The following is a 24534-nucleotide window of genomic DNA, read 5'->3' as shown; positions in this document are numbered from 1 at the left end:
ATATGCTATTATGGCGAAAATTTTACTTTTACTGAATAAAAACAGGAAACGCCATGTACGCTGAAGAAACCACCACCAATAACCAAATCAAAGATATCATTGCCCGCGAAATTTTGGACTCACGCGGCAACCCAACCATTGAAGCCGATGTGATTTTAGCGGATGGTACTATCGGTCGTGCAGCCGCGCCATCGGGTGCATCGACAGGCTCACGTGAAGCGCTTGAGCTGCGTGATGGTGACGCATCACGCTATCTAGGTAAAGGGGTCAAAAAAGCCGTTGCCAACGTCAATAGTGAAATTCGTTCATCATTGGTTGATATGGATGTATCAAAACAACAAGACATTGACAACAAATTATTAGCGCTTGATGGCACAGAAAACAAAGAAAAATTGGGCGCCAATGCGACCTTAGCAGTATCTTTAGCAGCAGCCCGTGCCGCCGCACAATCACAAAAACTGCCACTTCACCAGTACATTGCTAACCTACGTGGGCAAACATCACTATCGATGCCGGTGCCGATGATGAACATCCTAAATGGCGGTGCCCACGCGGACAACACTGTTGATATCCAAGAGTTTATGATTGAGCCTGTTAATTTCACCAGCTTCGGTGAAGCGTTGCGTGCGGGTACAGAAGTGTTTCATAGCCTAAAATCTGTGCTAAAAAAACAAGGCTTGAACACCGCCGTCGGTGATGAAGGTGGCTTTGCACCAAACTTACGCTCAAACGAAGAAGCGATTACTGTCATCATGCAAGCGATTGAGCAAGCAGGATATACCGCAGGTAAAGACATTTACTTAGCGCTTGATTGTGCCTCATCAGAGTTTTACAAAAACGGTCAATACGTACTTGAAGGCGAAGGTAATAAAGCCTTTAGTTCAGAAGGTTTTGCGGATTATTTAGCAGGTCTTGTGAGCCAATACCCAATTATCTCGATTGAAGATGGTTTAGATGAAAGCGATTGGGATGGCTGGGCGTACTTAACGCAAAAATTGGGCGACAAAGTACAGCTCGTGGGTGACGATTTGTTTGTCACCAACCCAAAAATTCTACAAGAAGGTATCGATAAACACATTGCCAATGCGATTTTGATTAAATTTAACCAAATCGGTACTTTATCAGAAACCTTAGACGCCATTTATCTAGCGAAGAAAAATGGCTATGCCACCGTCATCTCACACCGCTCAGGTGAGACTGAAGACAGCACCATCGCTGACTTAGCCGTGGGGACAGCTGCAGGTCAAATCAAAACAGGCTCACTGTGCCGTTCTGACCGTGTTGCCAAATATAACCAATTGCTTCGTATCGAGCAGATGGTCACTGCAAGCTACCACGGTGCTGACGAGTTTATCGGTTTACGCAACCCAAAAGCCTAACTTTAAAAGCTTAGCTACAAAAGCTTAAATATTAGAGCTTGATAAAGCATTGAAGTGATAAAAACCTTAACCCATGACATTGAATTTGCTACAATGCGTGGGTTAAGGTTTTTTTATGCCAAAAGTTTTTATTATTGAGTGCTGTCATGACTTATTTGCGTCAACTGTTTATGATTATTTTTGCGGTGATTGTGTTGGTATGTCTACAATACCAGTATTGGTTTGGCACCAATGGTCGTGGCGATTTGGCAGCATTAAATAAACAAATCAGCGAACAGCAATCCATCAATACGGATCAGCAAAAAGCCAATGAGGTATTGCTTGCCGATGTTAAAGACTTAAAAAACGGACTTGAAGCAGTGGAAGAACATGCTCGCTCCGATTTAGGTTTAATCAAACAAGGTGAAACTTTTGTGCAAATGTCGACTGCTAGCAGTGTGTATAGTACCGATGTGGTCACACCGAATGCCCACAATACCGCCACGTCTCACCCATAAAAGCATAAAAACTGCCAAAGCTCTATTTGTCTCAATTTTTACTGTCAACTGTTTACTTTTTTGTTGAAAAGACGCCATGTCAGAACTTAACGCGATACCTGCCAATTTATCTAGCAACCTTACGATTGACACCGTGGTCGTCGCTGCAGGCGTTGGCAAACGCTTTGGTAGTCAGATGCCAAAACAGTACACCCATATTGGCAGTCAGACGGTGCTCCAACACACCATAGCTGCGCTGAGCAAAGTCCAGCAGCTAAGCAGTTGCTATTTGGTGATTTCTGAAGAAGATACGATTGCCAAAACACTTAACTTTAGCATGCCAATCAAGTGGGTAATAGGTGGCAAAGAGCGGATGAATTCGGTGTTTAACGCCGTGCAAACGATTTGGCAACAATATCAAAATCCGTTGAGTGATAAGACCTTCAATGACCAAGCTTTCAGTGACAAAGCCTTCAATGAAAAAGCTAGTCATCATGCGTATGATAATCATTGGGTGCTTATTCATGATGCTGCGCGTCCTTGTGTCAATCCGAGCGATATAGAAAAATTGATCACACAGACCACGCAGCAATTTTTGCAACAGTTACAGCAAGAGCAAAAGCAGGAGTCGGCGGGTGGTTTATTAGCAGTACCGGTGCGCGATACGGTCAAACAAATCATCCATGCACAAGACAAAGTATTGGCACAAAAAACGCTTGATCGCAGTCAGTTGTGGCTAGCACAAACCCCGCAGATTTTCCCATTGGCAACACTGTATGATTATCTAACCCAAGCCATTGAGCAAATGATTGCGTTTACCGATGAAGCCAGTTTATTTGAGCATTTTGGCAAACAGCCGTTATTGGTGGAAGGCAGTCATAGCAATATCAAATTGACGTTTCCAGAGGATTTGCAGTTTGCGCAGGTGTATTTGGCAAAACCTTAGCAAAAATGGCTTTGCAACAAATTGAGGTTACCGCTAAAAACCGCATAAGAAAAGAAGCCCATAACAAAAAAAGCGCACGAGCAAAAAACGGCAATGAGAATTTATAAAGCCACAAAAACAAAAAAGCCATACTAAATTAGTATGGCTTTTTAACTGTATTTTCTAGTGGTAACACTAAAAAAATTGGCGTCCCCACGGGGATTCGAACCCCGGTTACCGCCGTGAAAGGGCGATGTCCTAGGCCTCTAGACGATGGGGACACTAGCACGCTTAGTTTATAGCGTGACCTCGACCGCTTTCACCGTTAATGTCGAAGTGGAGCGTATAATATATATTTTTATTTTTGCCGTCAACTGTTTTTTATGTATTTTTTTATATTTTTAACAATTAGCCCATCATACGGTGACCCATGATGGTTAATAGAGCGGCATGACAAGCGCATTAGCCAACTAATGCGCTTAATTACAGTGTTTTCTAAAAAGTGTTGTCTAAAAATTTCACACCGTGCTTATGAGTGATTTTTCTGATGCGACTCAGATGTTGTATGAGCACGCGTCGTATGAGATTGCGGCGGCAGATTAGCGGCTTTATTTTTTAAGTGATAGCGAATCCAAAAATGGGTTACGATGCTAATCACAATCGATAAACTGATAAAACCTAAAATGGTCATCCAGATTTGACTATCTACTTGCATACTTGATCCTTGTGAGACAATCTAAGTTAACGCTGATTATCGATGCGCTGGCTATCAATACTTTGATTAGCTCCCATTGTTTGATTACGAATCGCATCATCGCGCTGTTTTTTCTTGAGTCGGAACGTTAGCCATAAATATGTTAATATGCCTAAGATTACGGCAGCAATCATATACATAATAATAGTAGTCCAAATACTGTTATCTACGCCCATGAAAGAGTCCTTTTTATTATTGTTAGCATTAGTGTAACAGGTCTTAACAGCTATTTTACGTCATTCACGTAATGATGTGTGGTAGCGATGTTACTGGCTATTTTCAAACACTGTAATAAGCGTCTACAAAAGCACTTTTTTTCACTTTTTCATATTTTTACGTTAAGATAATTGTCTAAAAAACGCTTTGGCAACTGACACGGTTGCAGCAAGGAAAATAATTATGAAAGTAGTCATCAGTGATGGCATCGAATACGCCCTAAATCTTAATTATCGTACCATCGATATTGAATCGACCGACTATACCAATATTGCAGCAATTGTGGTCACGATGACAGACTTGCCGCGTGTATATCAAGATATTGAAGATTTGGGTTTTGCCATTCCGATATTTGTGGCGATTGAATATGGTGATGTAGTGCCTGATGAATGGCTACCCAATGTGTATGGTGTGCTAGAGCTGGCAGATGATCAAAAGTTTTATAACGGACAATTGGTCAATGCGGCAGCGGCGGATTATATCGCCACGCTCGATCCGCCTTTTTTCCAAGCCCTGATGGACTATACCGACTATGGCAATGCGGCGTTTGACTGTCCTGGGCACCAAGGCGGACAGTTTTTTCGTAAGCATCCTTCTGGCAGACGCTTTTATTTATACTTTGGGGAAACGCTGTTTCGTGCCGACTCCTGTAATGCCGATGTCCGTCTTGGCGATTTGCTAATTCATGAAGGACCAGCTTTTGAGGCACAAGCGCATGCGGCGAAAGTTTTTAATGCGGATAAAACCTACTTTGTGCTCAACGGTACTTCCTCTTCCAATAAAATTGCGATTGGTGCCTTAGTAGCGCATGGTGATTTGGTGCTGTTTGACCGTAACAATCACAAATCTGTGTACCAAGGCGCCTTAACCATGGCAGGTGGTACGCCTGTGTATTTAGAGACCGACCGCAATGCTTATGGTTTGATTGGCGGCATTCCTGCCCATTGTTTTGATGAAGCCGAAATACGCGCGCGTATTCGTGAAGTTGCGCCCGATAAAGCCGATGATGCCCGCCCATTTCGCTTGGCGGTAATTCAGCTGGGCACGTATGATGGCACTATTTATAACGCCCGCCAAGTGGTGGATCGCATCGGGCATCTGTGTGACTATATTTTGTTTGACAGTGCTTGGGTGGGTTATGAGCAGTTTATCCCGATGATGCGTGATTGCTCGCCACTGCTGCTTGAGCTGGGTGAAAATGATCCTGGGATTTTGGTCACCCAATCGGTACACAAGCAACAAGCTGGCTTTTCTCAAGCCTCACAAATCCATAAAAAAGATAACCATATCAGCGGGCAAGCCCGTTATGTCAATCATAAACGCTTTAACAACTCGTTTATGATGCACGTGTCGACCTCGCCGTTTTACCCGTTGTTTGCCTCACTTGATGTCAATGCCAAAATGCATGAAGGTAAAGCCGGTCAGCGCATGTGGCATGAGTGTGTCATCGGCGGTATCGAAGCTCGTAAAATGCTGCTAGACACTTGTACCATGATTTTGCCGTTTGTTCCGCCTACAGTAGATGGGCAAGCTTGGCAAGACTACGATACTGAAACCATTGCCCATGATATTCGTTTTTTCCGCTTTGAGGCAGGGGCGCGTTGGCATGATTTTCAGCATTATGCCGATGACCAATACTTTATCGATCCCTGTAAACTACTACTGACCACGCCAGGCATTGATATGCAAACCGGTGAGTATGAAGCGACAGGGATTCCTGCCGCGATTTTGGCGCATTATCTGCGTGAAAGCTCGGTCATTCCAGAAAAAGCCGATTTAAACTCGATTTTATTTTTACTGACGCCTGCCGAAACCTTGGCAAAATTCCAGCACTTGGTCGCCCGTATTGTCAGTTTTGAAAAGCACATTCGCGAAAACAGCCCCGTCACCCAGGTGTTACCGACACTGGCTAAGGCATATCCGCAGTACCGCAAACTCACTATTAATGAACTTTGCCAACTCATGCATGACTTCTATGCCAAGCATCAGCTGAACAAACGACAAAAACAAATGTTTGAGCGCGAACATCGTCCCAAGGTTGCTATAAGCGCATTTGATGCCCATAACGCCTTTATCCGTAATGATGTCGAGCTGGTATCGCTGCATGACATCAAAGGCAGAATCGCCATGGAAGGTGCACTACCGTATCCACCAGGGGTGTACTGTATTGTACCTGGGGAAGTGTGGGATGGGGCTGTGCTGGACTACTTCTTGGCATTGCAAGAAGGGGTTAATCGCTTGCCAGGCTTTGAGCCAGAAGTGCAGGGCGTGTACTGGGAGTATGACGACCAAGGTAAAAAGATTGCCTATGCCTATGTGTTAAAACAGTCCCACCAAATTTGATTGACGGTTTTTGATTCATAGGCTTTCTCGGTGAAGCCCATATTCGGCACGTTTGCAGCAGTAACCAATGGCGCAAAAATTGGTCTGTGTAGATGGGTGCGATGTTATTTAATTAAATGATAATCATTATTATTTACATTCTCAATCTATTATTGGATAATGACGGCTCAATTTTTTAAGAGGCAGTCAAACAATGACAATGAAAGATTTTCGTATCTACATGAGGCTTGGGCACCGCTATGTTGGATTCTTTATGGTTGGCATTATGCTGGTCTATTCGCTAAGTGGCATGTTGCTGGTATTTCGCGACACTGATTTTTTAAAATCTTCAAAAACTGTCAAGCAAGTCGTGGCAAGCAATCTTGATGAGAAAAATTTAGCCAAAACCCTAAAAATGAAAAACATCGATTTTAGGGAGCAGCAGGGTGATATACAGCTTTTTAAAGATGGACAGTACAATACTAAAACCGGTGAGGTGACTTATACCAGCAAAAAACTGCCTGTGGTATTAGATAAAATGGTGAATTTTCATAAAGCGCCCTCTAAAGGTAGTATGGGTGGGCTCAATGTATTGTTTGGCATGAGTTTATTGTTTTTTGTGGTATCAAGTTTATTTTTATTCACCCCAAGTTCCAAAATTTTTAAACGTGGTTTGGCGTTTGTTGCCGTTGGGGCGGTGTTGTCGGTGATTTTGTTGATGTTGTAAATTACCCTAACAAAAAGTTTTTCAGCAGGGTTTTGGCGCCTTCGGTGGCGAAGGATTCTGGGTGATATTGCACCCCTTGAATTGGATAGTCACGGTGGCGGATGCCCATGATTTCATCGCCTGCTAGACTGGCATCTTTGAGGTCTTTATCACTATGTTGCTCACTAGATACCAGGCTGGTCACTACCAAACACTCGGGGAGTGAGGCGGCATCGACCATGAGTGAATGATAACGCATGATGTCAAGCTGCTGTGGCAAACCTTGATACACGCCTTGACCATCATGACGAATCGGTGACGTTTTGCCATGCATGGGCACATTGGCGCGCACCACTTGACCACCAAAAAAATGCGCAATGCCTTGCATGCCAAGACACACGCCTAGCAGCGGTGTGGTTTTGCCAAGCTCAGTAATGACGTCACCACACACACCAAAATAAGCAGGGTCATCGGGCGAGCCAGGACCGGGCGAGATGATAATGCGGTCAGGATTCATGGCTTGGATATCCGCTAAGCTAATCTCATTATTGCGTTTGACAACCACGTTAAAAGGTTGATTGTCTGCGGCTAAAATCTCACCAATATATTGGTATAAGTTGAAGGTAAAAGAATCGTAGTTATCAATAATTAACACTTGCATAGTCAACTCTAAAAATAGGTTTGGCGGTAGTTCTAAATGTTTAAAATACTGCTATATATCTTGCTATCATGCCAATCTATCATCACTCTTGTCTGTCTTAAGCTATCGTTATGATTAAAAACTAGCTTACGACACTGGCGCAAAATTGGACAGTACAACTTTCATCGCAGACAGTTTTCGCACAATTTCTTCATACTCATCTTCAGGATTGGAGTCATACACATTGCCACCGCAAGTTTGCGCATACGCTTTTTCGCCATTGATAAACAGCGAGCGAATCGGAATAGCAAAAATACAATCCCCATTAAAACAAAACTGACCGAGTGCGCCACCGTAAGCGCCGCGGCCATCGGGCTCTAGTGTATTTATAATTTTCATTGCTTCAATTTTGGGTGCGCCTGATAGCGTACCTGCGGGAAAATTACTGGCAAGCGCGGTGAACATATCATGATTAGGGTCAAGAATACCGACGATTTCACTGGAGATGTGCTGGACATGTGAAAAGCGCTTGATATCCATTAAGTTACGCACTTTTACCGTCCCAAAGCGTGCCACCCGCCCGATATCATTACGATGTAAGTCCACCAACATATTATGTTCGGCGATTTCTTTGCGGTCATTGAGCAAGGCGCGCGCTAATTGGCGATCTTCGGTCTCATCCTTGCCGCGCTTGGTGGTGCCCGCCAGTGGGAAGGTCTCCATCTCACCATTGCGCAATCGGAACAACAACTCAGGCGATGCGCCGATGATTTTTTGGGCGCCAAATTTGACATAGTACATATGCGGTGACGGGTTGACTTCGCGCAGTTTACTATAAATTGGCATAGTATCGCCTTGGATGCGATAATGCGACTTGAAACCCACTTCACACTGGAAAATCAGCCCAGCTTTAATGTCTTCTTTGACTTTCATCACCGCTGCCGCATGTTGCTCGCGGTTCATCCCATCGCCCAAGTGCTCAGCAGTCGGCTGCGTATAGTCAGGCGAAATAGCATTCAATAATGACTTGATTTCGTCAATACGATTGCTTTGGTGGTCGGTATCGTAATAATAATAAAAAATTTCACCGGTCATCTTATCAAGGCTTAACCCATCTAAGTACACCCCGAATTTGAACGGCTCGAAATCATCACTGGTTTGAATATTCAGGGTCGGCTCAAAAAAATTGACACTATCAAATCCCAAAAAACCGACCAATCCGCCGGTATGGCTACGTGAAATCACATGCTGTGGGGTGATTTCGCGCAGTAGTTGGTAAGGATTGTCACAGGTATAATCCGTGCTTTCCCCCGTGCGATTGTTGGTGATAGTCAAAGTATGGCGGTCTTTTGCCAACACTGTCATCGCAGGGTCAAAGCCGATGGCATGATGACGTGAAATATAGCTTTCTTCGCCCAACGATTCCAGTAAAAAACAAGTAGCGTATTTGGCTTCGATGCGTTTAAAGAGTTCAAAAAAATCAATGTCTTGTGCAAGTTTAATCAGGCTTGGTTTGCTGGCAAGGGCGATTTTGGGCGGTTTGGCGTGTGTAGTCATCATGGTGTCTTAAATTTATAGTGTCCTAAATTTACAGTATCTTAAATTTATAGCGGCTTAAATTTACCCTATCATAAATTTTAATCAATGTTTCAGTGTTCTAGTATGATGATACATTGTAATCAGATTAACCCCTGCTTGCAACTCTTTTATGGCATCACAGTTATTTTCATACGGATTTTCATCGCCCTTCTAATCACCCCAAAGTATGTCACCCCAAAGTATGCTACTGTGATGGGCTTATTCACGCTTGAAGCCATTATCACGAATTTATAGGTTCAAATGACTCAGATTTGGCAGTAATTGGTTGATATCGTGTTGTCCATATGCTTTGGCGCCCCGTGATACCGTTGCAATACCCACCCCCAAGCGCTCAGCGATTTCGCGTTGTGGTAGCGCTTGCTGAAACAAGGCAAAAATCTGAATGCGATTGGCGATTTCTTTTTGTTCTTTTTCAGTCAGTAGCGCTGCCAAAATTTCGCGGATAAAGTCACTATCATCAGTTTGGCTCAGTAGCTCAACCAAATAATCATAGGCGGGTAGGGATGATGGCGAAGTGTGCGGCATAGTAGGTTTTTTTTGAGTAAAAGATAACAAGTAAAGCATTTCAATGTTCTAGTATAGTGATACATTTTACGAAGTTTAGCAAGTGAACTCAATCGATTTTTATCCCTTTAGAAAACTAAAGAGGTGCGATGACTGGTTACTTTTGATTACAAAAGCGCAAATAACTGAATATTTAATCAAAGCTTAGTCGACACAAAGTCGCTTTAGCGAGGTTATATAATGTGGTTATAATAAAATTGCTTAGTTAAAAATCTAAGTGAGTTTATTAATTATAAATAATGACTATCAATCATAATTATTATAATCGCGCTGTTGTCTTTGTTTATTGTGTAGCAGTCTTAATGGGCAATTAAAAATGTGCAGTTAAGGTCAATGTCAAAGGGTAGCAACGCGGTTTAAAGAGTTAGTTAACGCTAATGTTATTCAACACTTATCTTATTCAAAATAGGGCACTTCATTATGACAACCAACGCTAAGAACAACAGTGAATTTTTGAACAATCTGGTTTTTAAAAAGGTCGATCACCAACCACAGCGAGCGGATTATCAATCTAATCAACCTGGCAATTCGATGCCTTTTAGCGATGCCCGTGGTAACTATCAGCGTAATATCGGTTTTGATACCGGACGTTTTAAAGACAGTAAAGTCTATATTGTCGGTGGCGGTATTGGCGGGTTGGCAGCCGCGTATTATTTTATCCGAGATGCCCATATCCCAGGCGAGAACATTACCTTTTTAGAAGAATTAGCGGTGCAAGGCGGCTCACTCGATGGCGCTGGTAATGCCAAAGACGGTTATATCATGCGCGGCGGTCGTGAGATGATTACCACCTACGAGAATTTTTGGGATATGTTCCAAGATATACCTGCGCTAGAGCTACCAGAGCCTTATTCAGTGCTTGATGAATACCGCCTGATCAATGACAATGACCCCAACTATTCCAAAGCACGGTTGATTCATAACAAAGGTGACATCAAAGATTTTCATAAGTTTAATCTTAGCAAATCCGACCAGCTTGCCATTGTCCGCTTATTATTAAAAAATCAAGACGAACTCGACAATCTCACCATTGAAGATTACTTTAGCCAAAGTTTTTTGGACAGTAATTTTTGGACGCTATGGCGTAGTATGTTTGCTTTTGAAAACTGGCACAGCTTACTTGAGTGCAAGCTTTACATGCACCGGTTTTTGGAAGCCTTAGATGGCATCAAAGATATGTCGACCCTGTTATTTGCCAAATACAACCAATATGACAGCTTTGTGGTACCTGCGCAAAAATTTTTAATCAATAAAGGCGTTAACCTACAAAGTGACACGTTAGTGACAGCGGTTGATTTTGAGCAGCAAGGCGACAAAAAAATCGTTAAAGGGCTGACAACCACCCAACAAGGTCAACAAGTCCATATCCCTGTACGGGACAATGATTTTGTGATTATTACCACAGGGTCAATGACGGAAGATACGCGCTATGGCACCAGTGATACTGCGCCTGATATCCGTCTAACTGATGATACAATGGGAAGAACGAAAGGCTGGGTACTATGGAATAACCTTGCTAAACAATCTGCTGTGTTTGGTCGTCCACAAAAATTTAACCGTCATGTACCCAAATCCGCTTGGATGTCAGCAACCTTAACCTGCAAAGACTCGGCATTTTTACGCAAAATCAGCGAAAAATACTGTGTCAATCCGCCGCTATCAGGCAAAACAGTCACAGGCGGTATTGTTACCATCACCGATTCCAACTGGCTTATGAGCTTTACTATTAACCGCCAACCGCAATTTCCTGACCAACCCAAAGACGTGGTGGTGATATGGGTGTATGGGCTATTGATGGACAAAAAAGGCAACTACGTGCCAAAAACCATGCCAGAATGTACGGGGCATGAAATTGTGACGGAGCTACTATACCACCTAGATTTGCTCGAGCAAAAAGATGATATTTTAGCCAACACCATCGCCAACACCGCCTATATGCCGTATATCACTTCGATGTTTATGCCACGTGCCAAAGGTGATCGTCCACAAATTGTACCCGAAGGTTGCACCAATTTAGGTCTCATTGGTCAATTTGTTGAGACTAACAACGATGTGGTGTTCACCGTTGAAACTTCGGTACGCTCGGCGCGGGTCGCGGTGTACACGCTAACAGATTGTAATAAGCAAGTGCCTGATATCGTGCCAACCCAATACGATATTCGCAATATGCTCCGCTCTGCCAGTACACTCAACGATGACCAAGGCTTTATCGGGGAGGGCATACTGCGCCGAGTGCTCGCCAATACCTATTATGAGCATATCTTGCCACCCGTCGCCAAAAAAGCACACAAAGACAGCTCCTTGATGCAGACGCTTACCGAGCAATTTGAAGTAGTCAAAGCCTTTTGGCATAAAGAAGGTCATAAAGACGAGCAAAAAGATGAGCAAAAAGCGCAGGATAAAAAATAAGCTTTGATATACTTTTGTCCTCAAACCGAAAAATCCTCCTGCCGCTAGGGGGATTTTTTCTTAGCAAAATTTCCTTTCCGCCTAAAAACCCTATTTCGTAAAACGGTGGTTTCAAGTATATTAAAGCTAAAATCACACATCATAAGGAACAAGTGATGAAACTATATACCATGAATGCCCCGCCAAACCCGCGCAAGGTCGACTTATTGTTAAAAGTCAAAGAGCTTGATATCAATGATATTCATAATTTACAAGTCATCAACGTGGATATTGCCAAAAACGAGCAAAACTCGCCGGAGTTTTTGGCGGTCAATCCACTGGGGCTGTTGCCTGTATTAGTGCTTGATGATGGCACTGTGCTTAACGATTCACATGCCATTTGTGAATACCTTGATAGTCGACTTGCAGGGAATGGTAAGCAAGTGATGGGCTCAGACCCTATACAGCGCGCCAAAATTACCGCGATGTCACGCAATGCGGAGTTTCACGTGCTGTATAACATGATGCTGGCTTTCCAGCATGGGCATCCATCTCGCGCGTCGGTGGGCAACCAAGTGCCTGGTATGGCAGAAGAGAGCATCAACCGCGTCAAAAAAGCATTGCCATACTTTGACAAGCTATTATCGAGTCACAAATACTTGCTCGGTGATCGACTCACCTTCGCTGATATCGTGTTGTATGTTGGTTTGGATTTTGGGCGAGTGATGAAGTTTAATCCAAAAGATGCCAGTGTAGTGGGTGACCATGTGGCACGTTTTTATGCGCAAATGAGTGAGCGTTTTGGTAAAAAATAACGGTTATTGACATAAAAAGGGCAAGATAGATGCCCTTTTTTTATTTGTAGTGGTTATTCATTGCTTTTATCCACCGTTTCTATTTACTGCTTTTATGCCTAGTTTTTTTCAATAGCGCTAGGGTTGTCATCACGACTGAGTATTAGCCATTAATGCACTAATGCCATCATATAGCGTGTCATTGACCGGGGTGTCAATGCCATGCTTATTACCCAATTCACAAATTGTCCCTGCAAACAAATCAAGCTCACAGCGACGCCCTGCTTTTAAATCCTGCCGCATCGAGGGCATGCCTTTAGGATCCAGCGCATCCATAATCGCCAGCCATTTTTTGAAATCTTCCTCAGTTAAGGTTACGCCTTCAGCGTGTGCCACTGCCATCACTTCACGCATGGCGGCTTTGAACATGTCGCGCGCTTCACCCGCTTGTTGCACGGTATCAAAGGTACCTTGATACAATGCCACGGTTTGATTGACGCCGGTATTTAACATCAATTTGCCCCACAGCTGGCGCGGCATGTCATCGCTTACTGAGTGCGGGAAATTGACTTGATTAAAGAGGGCATCGACTTGTTGCACGCGTGCGCGTTCAGCGTTATCAGTTGTCATCGCGCCAATGACCAATTGTCCATGATCGCGATAAATCAGTTGGCTAGCATTTTCCCCATTTTTTTCATGCGGCTCATTTTTCATGGCGTCCATTTGCTGCGCCACACAATACACAATGCGCTCGTCACCAAAGGCGTTTGCCAATACTTTTTCGCTGGCGATACCGTTTAGGGCAGAAACAATCAGCGTATTGGCGCCAAGTTGACTTTTGATGAGCGGTAATACCTCATGTAACTGATAAAATTTGGTACACACCATCACCAAATCGGCAGGACTTAGGTTTGAATGAGGGCTTTCATTTGGTGTGACATAGTTGAGTGTTAATGGCTCGCCATTTACCAATAAACCTTGCTGTTGGTAGCGGTTGACACGGTCTCTATCGGCGACGATACGCAAGTTCTCAAAAGGCATGTTTGGGGCTAATAGACTTGTAAATAACGCCCCTAATGAGCCAAATCCAACAATGGCAATAATCGGTGAATCGTTCATCTTTTTTCCTGTTATTTTGCGACATTGATTAGAGTTGTGATAAAGTTTAGCAGATTTTTGCACGTATTTTAAAAAAGGAATCACAATGAAATTATTAAAAATGGCTGTGTTCATGGGTTGTTTATAGACTGCTTATGAAAAATCAGCAACAAACTTTGCAAGAGCTAATGCCAGCATTTGAGCAAAAAATTGAAAAAATCACCCAATCAGCTCAAAAAACCACCCAAACCATTAACCATAAAGCAAGTAAGAAATAATGAATCTATCCAATGTTAACAATGCTTCATCTTCATTAAACGGCGCTTATTTTGTCACAGGTACCGACACCGAAATCGGTAAAACCACCACCACGGCGCAATTGGTCAAAAGTCTGGCTGAACAAGGCAAAAGTGTATATGCTATCAAGCCAGTCACCGCAGGTTTAGAAACCGATGACAACGGGCAAACATATAGCGATGATGCAAGGCGCATCAATCAATTTGCCAATGTCAAACCACCGCTGTCTGTCATTGCGCCTATCCAGCTAGCGACTCCTTGCTCACCGCATATCGCCGCGCAGCTTGATGGCGTGACACTCACCAACACCCAATTAGTCGATACCATCAATAACGCCATCGCAGCCTATCCTGCCGATGTGATTTTGGTTGAAGGGGCAGGCGGCTGGTTTACGCCTATTAATGAACAAGAAACGCTTGCTGATGTGGCAGCCGCGCTCAAATACCCTGTGATTATGGTCGTCGGTATCAAGCTTGGTAGCCTTAATCATGCCATGCTAACCCTACAAGCAATTTGGCAAGCAGGGCTAAAAGTCGCTGTGGTTATTTTTAATCAATTACAGACCGACACGCCTTTTGTCGATGCGCAAATTGACTGGTTGGGTCAGCAAATTTTACGCCAGTCTGTTGGGTATCAAAACAAGCCACCCTTGATGGTGAAACAAGGCGTTTTAACCCATTAAATTTTTATCCAATCACATTGCTTTTTGGCATAAGTTATGGTATAAATAGCGGCTTTAAATTTACTAGCGATTTTTTGACGCTTGCTTAAAATGGTTTTGATTGACGCAAGTCAAGTGACTAGCCGTGAGTAGCTAATTTTAAGTACGCCGCCAAAAGATTAATTATTGATTCAAACTGAGATACTCAACACTAGAATCGTTGAAACCCTAGCTTTTTTTAGCTTCAATGATATGCGAGATGTGCGAGTATCAGTTGTGACAGGCTTGAGCAGCCCTCAAGCACACCGATTAGGAGTAAGCCATGTCTCGAGTATGCCAAGTGACTGGAAAACGCCCAGCGGTAGGTAACAATGTTTCTCACGCAAACAACAAAACCCGCCGTCGTTTTCTACCAAATCTACACACCCATCGTTTTTGGGTAGAGAGCGAAAACCGCTTTGTTAAGCTTCGCTTGACTACCAAAGGTATGCGTATCATTGATAAAGTTGGTATTGACCAAGTTTTAACTGATATGCGTGCTCGTGGCGAAAAAATCTAATTTTTGCCTTTTCATATTCTTAGGGAGCAATTGCGATGCGTGATAAAATCAAATTAGTTTCAACTGCAGGTACGGGTTATTTTTACACCACGACCAAAAACAAACGTACCATGCCAAACAAAATGGAAATCAAAAAATTTGATCCAGTGGTACGTCAACATGTTGTATTCAAAGAAGCTAAAATCAAATAATTGACTGACACAGTCTATTTGACGCGCTATTTGATAAAAAAGTGGGTAACTCAGGTTAACCCACTTTTTTTATGTGCAAAAATTATAAAATCGCTAAAAAATTGGCAGAAAATATCAATTCTACCTAATCGCTACCGCGATGGATGGTAAGACGAGTTGCAAGGCATCTTGGCAGCTGAAACAGCTACAACGGTTTATGTTACTTGTGCAGTTGGTGGCTACTTAAGGTATGGGCATCGCTAGTAGCACTGGCGGCAGTCGATGGCGCTATTACAACCGCAGGTAAGGGTTTGAGACTGTTTTCAAATTCTGGCAATCTCGCTTTAATAGCCTCACCCATCACCAATTGCGGCTCAGACGGCTCAAAGCCCATCATTTTTTCCCGTTCAGCAATGCGTTTACTGGCGGCTTCAAACGCAGGTTGAAAACGGCGAAGCTTGGGTAAGCTTTCAGCAAAAAATGCTTGTCCAAAGTAAGTATATTCGGCTTCATTAGAACAGCCAAACGATGATTTGTTCGCCGCTGAGGCAGTAATGACGAGGGTGTCTGGCGATTTTAACTCATTGATAAACGAGCCAGAATAACAGGCGGATACCACAATGACGCGCCATTTAATGCCAGATTTATCCAATGATTGGCGTAGCCATTTGGCATCGACATTATCGAGCGCTAGCGGTGGGTTGGACATCTCAATCACCTTGTCACCCCCATGCGAGGTCAAGGTCAAAAATAGCACGTCTTCATTGACATCCATTTTTTTGGCGATACTTTGCAAGGCGCGTTCAATACTGGTTTTACTGGCAATCGGTAGCGCAGACAGGGTGTTGGCGTTGTTAATGAGTTCCACCGAGCGTCCTGCTGTGCCAAATTGATGGTCAAAGTAATCTTTGGTCAGCTCAATTTCTGACCGGAACACATCTTGCTCGCCATGACCTGCAACACCCATAAAGTACCAATCATGTATAGTCGGGCGTTGCGGCTGCACGTTATTTAGCATATCCGCCAGAAGCTCAGGCTGCGCATAAAACGCCGCTTCAGTGACCACAGGTTCGACGGGGTTAGATTGAAAAATCGGCTCAGATTGCACGTTTTTTTGCCAAACACTGAGTACGGCAAACGCACCTAGCATAATCAGGACACGCTCAATCCATGACCAGCGTAATTGATTGCCAAAAATCCATAGCAGCGATAACGACTGCCAGACAAACGCCAATACGAACACAATACCAATCGTATCAAACGTCCATTCAGGTAGCCAGCCCAAGTCTGATATAAACTGAATCAGACTTTGCACCAGCATCATGAAAGTATCAGCACATAGCCACAAAATCGCCGGCACAAAAATCAGCATGGCATTAAAATGCCGTTTGGCAAGAATCAATCCTACCACCAACATCACCATCGGCCATACCAAATAACTAATCAGCCCTTGTGGATTAAAATGGGTGGCATCTTCAGCCACCAACCACGAGAACAGCAAATTACTCGCCAGTGCCGTCAATCCAAACAACAAAAACTGCCATACAGTGGGCTTGACCCAATAAAACGCGCGTTTTGAACCTATTAGCATGTGACCCGTGGCACGGATATTGGCGATGACGTTATGTGAAAAACGTTTGAGCGGGGTTAAATCAAGATCGGTAAGAGAAGTTGGCAAAATATCCACACTATTGAAAGGCTGATTCTAAATCGGTAGGCAAGTAGCGATAAAATAATAATACAAAATAGCGATGGGGTGTTAACAACTTTCTCAATCATTCGGGTTTAGAATGTTAACTATCAACGCTAGCAAATCATACACCTAAAAATTAATTTATCTAAAAAAGCTAATAAATGAATAAAATTTTCTATTAAATTAAAATTATGAAATTATTTATCATAATAATAGATTATATGATATAATAAAATATATGGTATGATGGTATTGTAGGCTATTTTGCTTGGTTTAAGTGTGGTATATTTCATAAATAAAAGATGGTATTAAAAAGAGTTTTAGACAGATGATAGTATTTAACCAATTTAAAAAATTTTTGGCACACGATATGGCTGCGGGTATCGTGTTGGCGTTTGCCGCTGTGTTGGCGATGGTGGTAGCAAACTCTCCGATGAGTGACATATACGAGCACTTTTTGCATCTGACTATTTCGATAAAAATCGGCTCTTTTAGTATCGATCATCACTTATTACATTGGATTAACGATGGCTTGATGGTGGTGTTTTTCTTTTTAGTGGGGCTTGAGCTCAAGCGGGAAATGCTAGTGGGTGAGCTATCAGAGGTCAAAAAAGTCGTCTTGCCTGCGATTGCTGCGGTCGGTGGTATGATGGTACCTGCGATTTTTTATGCCGCATTCAATTATCAGCACGCAGATTTGATGAAAGGTTGGGCGATTCCGGCGGCGACAGATATCGCGTTTGCCTTAGGTGTGCTGACGTTACTGGGCAATCGCGTGCCCGCCGCGCTCAAAGTATTCTTGGCATCGATTGCTATTTTTGATGATATCGGTGCGATTATCATTATTGCGTTATTTTACTCATCGGGTTTGTCGATGGCGGCACTGGCTTGGGTTGGGGTATGTTTGGTGATATTGTGGCTGATGAATCGCTTTAACATCACACGCACCACCGCTTATATAATGATTGGCGTTTTGCTATGGGCGGCCATGTTAAAGTCGGGGCTACATGCGACGCTTGCTGGTGTGCTGCTTGCGCTATTTATCCCAATGACAGACAACAAGCACCCTGAGCATTCACCGCTCGAATCGGTTGAACATGATTTGCAGGACACAGTCAGCTTTATTATTTTACCGATTTTTGCGTTTGCCAATGCGGGCATTTATCTAGGTGGTACGGGGCTGTCCTCGCTGTTTCATACGGTACCGCTCGGTATCGCCCTAGGATTGCTGCTAGGCAAACCGATTGGGGTGATGTTATTTAGTTGGCTTGGCGTCAAGCTTGGGTTAGCTAGCTTGCCTACCAATGTTGACTGGCGACAAGTATTTGGCGTGGGGATTTTATGTGGTATTGGCTTTACCATGAGTTTGTTTATTGGTGGGCTTGCCTTTGCGGGACTTGAGGTCAAACCGTTTGACGAACGACTTGGCATTATTTTAGGGTCATTATTGGCAGGTATGCTAGGGTATTTTTATCTTAAGAAAGTCTTACCAACCCAAGCGCTGACACAGCCGGTGACTAATCCTGAAGACCATACCTATATTCGCTAAACTATTTACCCAAGGGTAGTGTAACGATAAATAAAATCTACAAATGATAGCAACGAATATTGCTATCATTTTTTTATATCAATAATAAGGAAAACACCATGCTAACTAACAAGATAATGGGTAAAAAAGCCGCATGGTTGGGCGGGGGTGTGGCGATAATTGGTCTATTGGCAAGTTGCGCCAGCGTGGCGTACCAATCGCTGCAAAATGGTAAGTTAAGCGATATCAAAGAAAGCATTGATAGTGTACCCAAAAAAACGCTGACGCTAAACGGCACCTTTACCCAAAGCTTAGAGCAATCTGAATTTAATGACGGTACCACCAAATACCATGTATTTGACCCAAACAACCTGTTAGCCGAGTATGCCAAAGCGCAAGGTCAAACGGGCGTGTCGATTAGTTTACCTGTCTGCATTGAAGGGCGAATAACTGAAAAAGGACGTTACGGACATTTAGGAAAATATCCGTATGAGCTGTGGGTGGATAAAATTTGCCAGTCCTAGACCAGGCCTAGATAAGCCGCTTGTCTGACCCTCAATTATTGACGATCAGGATCAATTTCAACCAAATCAATGGGCTGGGTATGCAGCGAACCATCTTGAATCGCAGTCTGTAGCGGATACTTGATGCGCTCTTCGGCGATGATTTGTCGCGACACATGTTGAATCAACTGACGTAACCAACGATGCGCAGGGTGATGCTGTAATAGCGGCGACCACGCCATCGTCAATTCAAACTCTGGAATAAAAAATGGCGGCTCTTTAATCACGATATCATCATTATTTGCTTGCATGCGCGCCACCCGAGTCGGTAGTGTAGCAATTAAGTCTTTATTGGCGGTGAGCATCGCAGGCATCTGATAATGACGGGTAAAGACACTGATTTGACGTTTCTGACCGAGACGTTGTAACGCCGCATCAATTGAGCCAAGTCCACCAGATTTTTCGGGATTCACCCCAAAACCCACACCCATGCCTGTTTTAGAAACCCAAACGTGCTGAGCTTTAAGATAATTTTTGAGGTTAAAGCGATTGACATACGGACTATCAGCCGACAACAAACAACTAAAAGTATCACGCCAAATCAGCACTTGGTGAAAGCTTTGCGGTACCTCGTTAAAACGATTAATCGCCAAATCAACACGCCCTTGTTCCATATCTCGATACGACACATCTGAAGGCGTCAAAAAGTCCAAAATCACGTTTGGGGCTTCACTGCGCAGCGCTTTGACCAATCTAGGCACCAGCGTCGCTTCGGCATAATCTGACGTCATAATCCGAAACACACGACTTGAGGTATAAGGACGAAACTCAGTACGCGGCTCTAATAACTGGGTTAAATCCGCTAACAATTCGCGAACGCGCGGCTGTAATTCAAGCGCTCGCTCCGTCGGCGTCATGCCTTCAGATGAGCGAATCAACAAGGGATCATTAAACAACTTACGCAAACGACGTAAGATATTACTCATGGCGGGCTGGGTAATGCCGAGTTGCTCAGAGGCTCTGGTGACGTTTTTTTCTCGAAGTAACACATCAAGATGCACCAAAAGGTTCAAATCCACACGTTGTAAATCCATAAATTACTGTTTGTCTAGTTAAAAGTTAAGAAAAAAAGGCTAAAACCGCTAGTTTTAATAGGACTAAAACCTAGCAATAAAATTTAAGTTATTGATTGTATTATACTATATTTTAAATAAATACTAAAGATACGAATCATTAAATAGCTAAATCATGAATTAAAGGGTATAGTGCATTCATTCCATTATTTAAGCCAACTTAAAGCTTTATTAGTGCCAAAATAGAATTCTTAATTTTAACAGACTATTTAATATCACTGTAAGAAATATCACGTATTTTGTTAAAAAAATTGTTAGACTATTTTGGATATGTGGCTTGTTTCTTAAACATTATGTATATTTTCGGTGTTTAACACTTGCTAAATATTGGCTTATTTAAGACTTTTGCTATTATCACAACAATCATCCTAAGTTTTTTTATCCCACCGTCCTCAACAGGAGACTGCTATGTCAACTTACGTTTCAGCGATTGACCATATCCGTGAACTAAAAGCCAAATATGGTAACTGGAAAAACATCAGCGAAAATGATGCTGCGCGTTTGGTTATCCAAAACCGTTTCAAAACAGGTTTAGAAATCGCTCAATACACTGCCGACATCATGCGTCGTGATATGGCAGCTTATGATGCTGACAAATCAAAATACACCCAGTCTCTTGGTGCATGGCATGGCTTTATCGGTCAACAAACCATGTATGCGGTAAAAAAATACTTCGGTACTACTGAACGTAAATATATCTACCTTTCAGGTTGGATGGTTGCTGCGCTTCGCTCAGAATTTGGTCCACTACCTGACCAATCTATGCACGAAAAAACCGCTGTGCCAAAATTAATCGAAGAAATCTACACTTTCTTACGTCAAGCGGACGAAAAAGTATTAAACGATTACTTCCGTGAATTAAATGCGGCGCAAGAAGCAGGTCAAGACACTAAAGCTATCTTAGACAAAATTAACAACTTTGAATCACACATCGTGCCAATCATCGCTGACATCGATGCAGGTTTTGGTAACGAAGAAGCGACTTACTTGCTCACCAAACAAATGATCCAAGCCGGTGCTTGTGCTATCCAAGTTGAAAACCAAGTATCAGACGCCAAACAATGTGGTCACCAAGATGGTAAAGTCACCGTACCACACGAAGACTTCATCTCAAAACTCAACGCGATTCGTTATGCGTTCTTAGAGCTTGGCATTGACAACGGTATCATCGTTGCCCGTACTGACTCTGAAGGTGCATCATTAACGCAAAAACTTCCTGTGTCACGTGAGCCAGGCGATCTTGCTTCACAATACTTAGACTTCTTAGAAGTTGAAGAAGTGACTTTAGAAAATGCAAGCGAGTACGATGTTCTATTAAAACGTGATGGCAAATTGGTTCGCCCAACTCGTATGCCAAACGGCTTGTACTCATTCCGCGAAGGCACCAACATTGACCGCGTGGTACTTGACTGTGTGACTGCCCTTGAGAACGGTGCTGATCTACTATGGATTGAAACACCAACACCAGACGTCGCGCACATCAAATCAATGACTGACCGTATCGTTGCGCAAGTGCCAGATGCTAAGCTTGTTTACAACAACAGCCCATCATTCAACTGGACGCTTAACTTCCGTAAACAAGTCATCGCAAAATGGGAAAAAGAAGGCAAAGACATCTCAGCTTACGACAAAGCGAACTTAATGTCTGCTGACTACGACAACACTGAGTTGAATACCGCTGCTGATGAACTAGCGCGTACCTTCCAAGCTGATGCATCACGTGAAGCCTGTGTATTCCACCACTTGATCACCCTGCCTACTTTCCACACTGCGGCATTAAGTACGCACCAGTTGGCAAAAGGTTACTTCGGTGATAAAGGTATGCTAGCTTACGTTGAAGAAGTACAACGTAAAGAACTTCGCGAAGGCGTTGCTGCGGTTAAGCACCAAGCCATGGCAGGTTCTGACATCGGTGATGATCACAAAGAAATCTTCTCAGGTGAAATGGCACTTAAAGCGGGCGGCGCCAAAAACACTGCCAACCAATTTGGTCACTAATGCTTCATTGGCTGATTGATTAATCAATTAACAAAAACACCTCACGGCATGTGGGGTGTTTTTTTATGAGCGGATAAAATTAAATGGTCTGCATAATTTCTTGATAGCGAAGTTGGAATTTTTTGATAAAATCAATGGTGGTCTGAATACCCATAAACAAAATAATATACGGGTTTAAACTATTTTCGTTCGACAGCTCAACCGCTTTATCACTTGGATATTCACTGATAAGTAACATGTCTTGCTGGCGCTGGGCTTGGATATCCGCAAGTTGTTGTTCAAAGTTTGGCTCTGCTAGTATATAACTACTGGAGTCATAGGATTTGATATCACTTAAATATTGAATACAAATCGACTCCAAATCTGCCCAGCGATAAGTTTCGGTTTCACGTACCAAATTTTCAATACTATTGACCAATTCATCCAAGGCTTGATAATAGTACCAAATCAACGGCTTGCGCGGGTCATCGGTCAAGCGCGCTGAGGCATTAAATAAGTGCTGTAAATTAGTAAATGCTAGCGTTTCGGGAATAGGCTCATGAATACCAATAAGCTGCTGGGGGACTTTGGCGTCAGGCGCCGCGGGCAAATCAGGCGAGCGGCTTAAATTAGCGCGACCCTCACGGTCAGATTGCGCCACGGGAGTTTGCTCTGATTCTATGCCCAGTAGTTGATTAACGCGGTTTAGATAAGTATTCATGTTAAGCGTAATCAAACTATCATGACTGTGCAGGCGCGCGAAGGCATAAGAGATTTCTTTTCTCGCTTCATAGGCGTCCATCAGGTTGCTCATGTTTTCTTCACGCTGATAGGTAATCGCATTTAAAAACAAACCTGCGGATACCACCCCAATGGTGGCTTCAATCATCACAAACGCCCGCGTAAAGGTGTTGGTTGGTGTGATATCGCCAAACCCGGTGGTGGTCACCGTGATGGTACTAAAATACATGGCTTCCAAAAAGCCCACGTTTTCATGGTTAAACTGCATATTTGGCAAGGTACTGTACAAAAAGCCAAATAGCGGAATCAGCGTCAAATAGATAGTGCCATACACAGCAGGCGGCAACGAAAAAATATCATCGCGCACGATAGGTTTAGCAAGCTTATTGAGGGTAAAGGTTTGTGGGGTGTTACGGGTTGATATGATTGGTTTAGTGGGCTTTTGCGCAAGTGGTTTCATAAGCTGCCTAAGTTTTTTTGCTTTAGACTAGCATACCCATTCAAAAAGAAACATAGTATTGTAGTAACCCTGATGGACCACAGGATAAAGGGCTCAAACCAAAAATGCCACTATTGGTAGAAAAATGAAAAAAGCCAACTTGCTTATTATCGAATCAAAGAAAGCTAGGCAGGTAAGAGATGAATACTGAGTTATTGTGGTGAATGACGCCAAACATATCAATAACGCCGCTATTCATCTTTAAAATAGGGTTGCAATAAATACAACCCTAGTAACACTAGTAAAAAAGTTACTGGCACTATCAATTGGCTAGATTCACTTCCCATGCTTGATGGGAAGTCTAAAAATATGGGAAGTGTAAAAATAAGCAGTGTAACATTAGTGCTGACCTAGCAAATCCTTTTTCATCTCAAGTGATATAGGATTATCGCCTAACCAAGCACGAAGAATAGCTTGGTCAAAGCCTTCTTCTTTGATATAAGGAAGATCGCCAACCTCATCATAATTTAAACGAACGCCATGCTCTGGCGAAAACTCAATCGTAAACATCGCCCCTTCTTTGATGGTGTTGGTTTTGAACAACTCACCAAACACGTCATCAATCACTGAGGCGATTTTCTGATATTCTTTTGCGCTACTATTCGCTCTGATGCCATCTTTGAAGGCATTTTCCAGTAACGAGCCTTTGATATTGCGGCGAGACACCATGCGCAATTGCTTGGCATAGCGTGAGGTAATGGCTGTTTCGGCATCTTCAGTCATTTCACCCAAGTATAGGGCAATATCATAGATACCAATCATAAATTTACTGCGAGCGCTAATACCATTTCGCACGCAGATTTGACCATCTAGTTTTAGGGTAGGGGGAAATAGGGTCTCAAGATCGTTGGTTTTTCCTTTAAATAAAATCATCCTAGCATCCTTATCGTTCCTTGACGTTTTTTTGTCCCT

General features: G+C 43.1%; 24 protein-coding genes and 1 tRNA gene. 14 read left to right on the top strand and 11 right to left on the bottom strand.

All coding sequences use genetic code 11. From position 1 onward, the window contains the following. The first annotated feature begins 53 nt into the window (after positions 1-53). The 3 genes from eno to ACAM37_RS08155 all read left to right on the top strand — a co-directional run bounded on the left by eno (position 54) and on the right by ACAM37_RS08155 (position 2801). On the top strand, positions 54-1379 hold the full coding sequence (gene eno, locus ACAM37_RS08165; RefSeq protein WP_050325797.1) for a phosphopyruvate hydratase: 1326 nt from the start codon (positions 54-56) through the stop codon (positions 1377-1379). 146 nt (positions 1380-1525) lie between these two features. Beyond that, positions 1526-1876: a septum formation initiator family protein gene (locus ACAM37_RS08160; protein ID WP_076774942.1), complete on the top strand. Its 351-nt coding sequence runs from the start codon at positions 1526-1528 to the stop codon at positions 1874-1876. A 76-nt stretch (positions 1877-1952) separates the two neighbouring features. Continuing rightward, positions 1953-2801, top strand: a complete 849-nt coding sequence (locus ACAM37_RS08155; protein WP_369625963.1) for an IspD/TarI family cytidylyltransferase — start codon at positions 1953-1955, stop codon at positions 2799-2801. A 184-nt stretch (positions 2802-2985) separates the two neighbouring features. Here ACAM37_RS08155 and ACAM37_RS08150 read toward each other — a convergent pair. The 3 genes from ACAM37_RS08150 to ACAM37_RS08140 all read right to left on the bottom strand — a co-directional run bounded on the left by ACAM37_RS08150 (position 2986) and on the right by ACAM37_RS08140 (position 3710). Next, a tRNA-Glu gene (locus ACAM37_RS08150) sits at positions 2986-3061 on the bottom strand. Positions 3062-3309: 248 nt separating this feature from the next. After that, positions 3310-3495, bottom strand: a complete 186-nt coding sequence (locus tag ACAM37_RS08145) for a hypothetical protein (protein ID WP_007116100.1) — start codon at positions 3493-3495, stop codon at positions 3310-3312. A gap of 26 nt (positions 3496-3521) precedes the next feature. Beyond that, positions 3522-3710, bottom strand: a complete 189-nt coding sequence (locus tag ACAM37_RS08140) for a hypothetical protein (protein WP_007116099.1) — start codon at positions 3708-3710, stop codon at positions 3522-3524. 223 nt (positions 3711-3933) lie between these two features. Between ACAM37_RS08140 and speC the strand changes: the two genes are divergently transcribed. Together speC and ACAM37_RS08130 are read left to right on the top strand one after the other, a co-directional pair. Next, positions 3934-6093 carry an ornithine decarboxylase gene (gene speC, locus ACAM37_RS08135; RefSeq protein WP_369625962.1) on the top strand — a complete coding sequence of 720 codons (2160 nt, stop codon included), beginning with the start codon at positions 3934-3936 and terminating at the stop codon, positions 6091-6093. A 193-nt stretch (positions 6094-6286) separates the two neighbouring features. Continuing rightward, complete coding sequence (locus ACAM37_RS08130) at positions 6287-6799, top strand: hypothetical protein (RefSeq protein WP_369625961.1); 513 nt, start codon at positions 6287-6289, stop codon at positions 6797-6799. Position 6800: 1 nt separating this feature from the next. Here the strand turns inward: ACAM37_RS08130 and ACAM37_RS08125 are convergent, their stop codons facing one another. The 3 genes from ACAM37_RS08125 to ACAM37_RS08115 form a co-directional block, all read right to left on the bottom strand. Further along, on the bottom strand, positions 6801-7439 hold the full coding sequence (locus tag ACAM37_RS08125) for an anthranilate synthase component II (protein ID WP_369625960.1): 639 nt from the start codon (positions 7437-7439) through the stop codon (positions 6801-6803). Positions 7440-7565: 126 nt separating this feature from the next. Next, the gene (locus tag ACAM37_RS08120; RefSeq protein WP_082741450.1) at positions 7566-8978 is read right to left on the bottom strand and encodes an anthranilate synthase component I family protein; all 1413 of its coding nucleotides are present in this window, start codon (positions 8976-8978) and stop codon (positions 7566-7568) included. A gap of 267 nt (positions 8979-9245) precedes the next feature. Next, positions 9246-9542, bottom strand: a complete 297-nt coding sequence (locus tag ACAM37_RS08115; protein ID WP_060996241.1) for a Trp family transcriptional regulator — start codon at positions 9540-9542, stop codon at positions 9246-9248. A 459-nt stretch (positions 9543-10001) separates the two neighbouring features. Between ACAM37_RS08115 and ACAM37_RS08110 the strand changes: the two genes are divergently transcribed. Beyond that, positions 10002-11990 carry an oleate hydratase gene (locus ACAM37_RS08110; RefSeq protein ID WP_369625959.1) on the top strand — a complete coding sequence of 663 codons (1989 nt, stop codon included), beginning with the start codon at positions 10002-10004 and terminating at the stop codon, positions 11988-11990. A gap of 155 nt (positions 11991-12145) precedes the next feature. Further along, positions 12146-12784, top strand: coding sequence for a glutathione S-transferase family protein (locus ACAM37_RS08105; RefSeq protein ID WP_369625958.1), 639 nt, complete (start codon positions 12146-12148; stop codon positions 12782-12784). Between the two features lie 129 nt (positions 12785-12913). Here the strand turns inward: ACAM37_RS08105 and ACAM37_RS08100 are convergent, their stop codons facing one another. Beyond that, positions 12914-13882, bottom strand: a complete 969-nt coding sequence (locus ACAM37_RS08100; RefSeq protein ID WP_369625957.1) for a ketopantoate reductase family protein — start codon at positions 13880-13882, stop codon at positions 12914-12916. 134 nt (positions 13883-14016) lie between these two features. Here ACAM37_RS08100 and ACAM37_RS08095 point away from each other — a divergent pair, with 134 nt between their 5' ends. The 4 genes from ACAM37_RS08095 (at position 14017) to rpmG (ending at position 15569) form a co-directional block, all read left to right on the top strand. Continuing rightward, positions 14017-14139 (top strand): hypothetical protein, encoded by a 123-nt coding sequence (locus ACAM37_RS08095; RefSeq protein WP_257619932.1) that lies wholly within the window; start codon positions 14017-14019, stop codon positions 14137-14139. Beyond that, on the top strand, positions 14139-14840 hold the full coding sequence (bioD, locus tag ACAM37_RS08090) for a dethiobiotin synthase (protein ID WP_369625956.1): 702 nt from the start codon (positions 14139-14141) through the stop codon (positions 14838-14840). Before ACAM37_RS08095 ends, bioD begins: the two co-directional genes overlap by 1 nt. A 301-nt stretch (positions 14841-15141) precedes the next feature. Continuing rightward, positions 15142-15378 (top strand): 50S ribosomal protein L28, encoded by a 237-nt coding sequence (gene rpmB / locus ACAM37_RS08085; RefSeq protein ID WP_007116088.1) that lies wholly within the window; start codon positions 15142-15144, stop codon positions 15376-15378. 35 nt (positions 15379-15413) lie between these two features. Next, entirely contained in the window at positions 15414-15569 is a 156-nt protein-coding gene (gene rpmG, locus ACAM37_RS08080; protein ID WP_007116087.1) for a 50S ribosomal protein L33, read from the top strand. A gap of 199 nt (positions 15570-15768) precedes the next feature. Here rpmG and ACAM37_RS08075 read toward each other — a convergent pair whose 3' ends face one another. Then, on the bottom strand, positions 15769-17226 hold the full coding sequence (locus ACAM37_RS08075) for a C13 family peptidase (protein ID WP_369625955.1): 1458 nt from the start codon (positions 17224-17226) through the stop codon (positions 15769-15771). A 346-nt stretch (positions 17227-17572) separates the two neighbouring features. Between ACAM37_RS08075 and nhaA the strand changes: the two genes are divergently transcribed. Further along, entirely contained in the window at positions 17573-18790 is a 1218-nt protein-coding gene (gene nhaA, locus ACAM37_RS08070) for a Na+/H+ antiporter NhaA (protein ID WP_472826343.1), read from the top strand. A gap of 98 nt (positions 18791-18888) precedes the next feature. Beyond that, positions 18889-19293, top strand: coding sequence for a hypothetical protein (locus ACAM37_RS08065; RefSeq protein ID WP_369625953.1), 405 nt, complete (start codon positions 18889-18891; stop codon positions 19291-19293). Between the two features lie 35 nt (positions 19294-19328). On the opposite strand, the gene ACAM37_RS08060 is transcribed toward ACAM37_RS08065, so the two are convergent. Continuing rightward, positions 19329-20366, bottom strand: coding sequence for a LysR family transcriptional regulator (locus tag ACAM37_RS08060; protein ID WP_007116083.1), 1038 nt, complete (start codon positions 20364-20366; stop codon positions 19329-19331). A gap of 447 nt (positions 20367-20813) precedes the next feature. Here ACAM37_RS08060 and ACAM37_RS08055 point away from each other — a divergent pair, with 447 nt between their 5' ends. Then, the gene (locus ACAM37_RS08055) at positions 20814-22403 is read left to right on the top strand and encodes an isocitrate lyase (RefSeq protein ID WP_007116082.1); all 1590 of its coding nucleotides are present in this window, start codon (positions 20814-20816) and stop codon (positions 22401-22403) included. A 79-nt stretch (positions 22404-22482) separates the two neighbouring features. On the opposite strand, the gene ACAM37_RS08050 is transcribed toward ACAM37_RS08055, so the two are convergent. After that, the gene (locus ACAM37_RS08050; RefSeq protein ID WP_369625952.1) at positions 22483-23583 is read right to left on the bottom strand and encodes a potassium channel family protein; all 1101 of its coding nucleotides are present in this window, start codon (positions 23581-23583) and stop codon (positions 22483-22485) included. 378 nt (positions 23584-23961) lie between these two features. Continuing rightward, positions 23962-24495, bottom strand: coding sequence for a chalcone isomerase family protein (locus ACAM37_RS08045; RefSeq protein WP_159675907.1), 534 nt, complete (start codon positions 24493-24495; stop codon positions 23962-23964). Positions 24496-24534: the final 39 nt, after the last annotated feature.

The sequence above is a fragment of the Moraxella sp. K23 genome, from assembly GCF_041154765.1.
Classification (GTDB): domain Bacteria; phylum Pseudomonadota; class Gammaproteobacteria; order Pseudomonadales; family Moraxellaceae; genus Faucicola; species Faucicola tetraodonis.
Note: the sequence above shows the minus strand (reverse complement) of the source record. Positions and strands in the feature narration are given on the sequence as shown.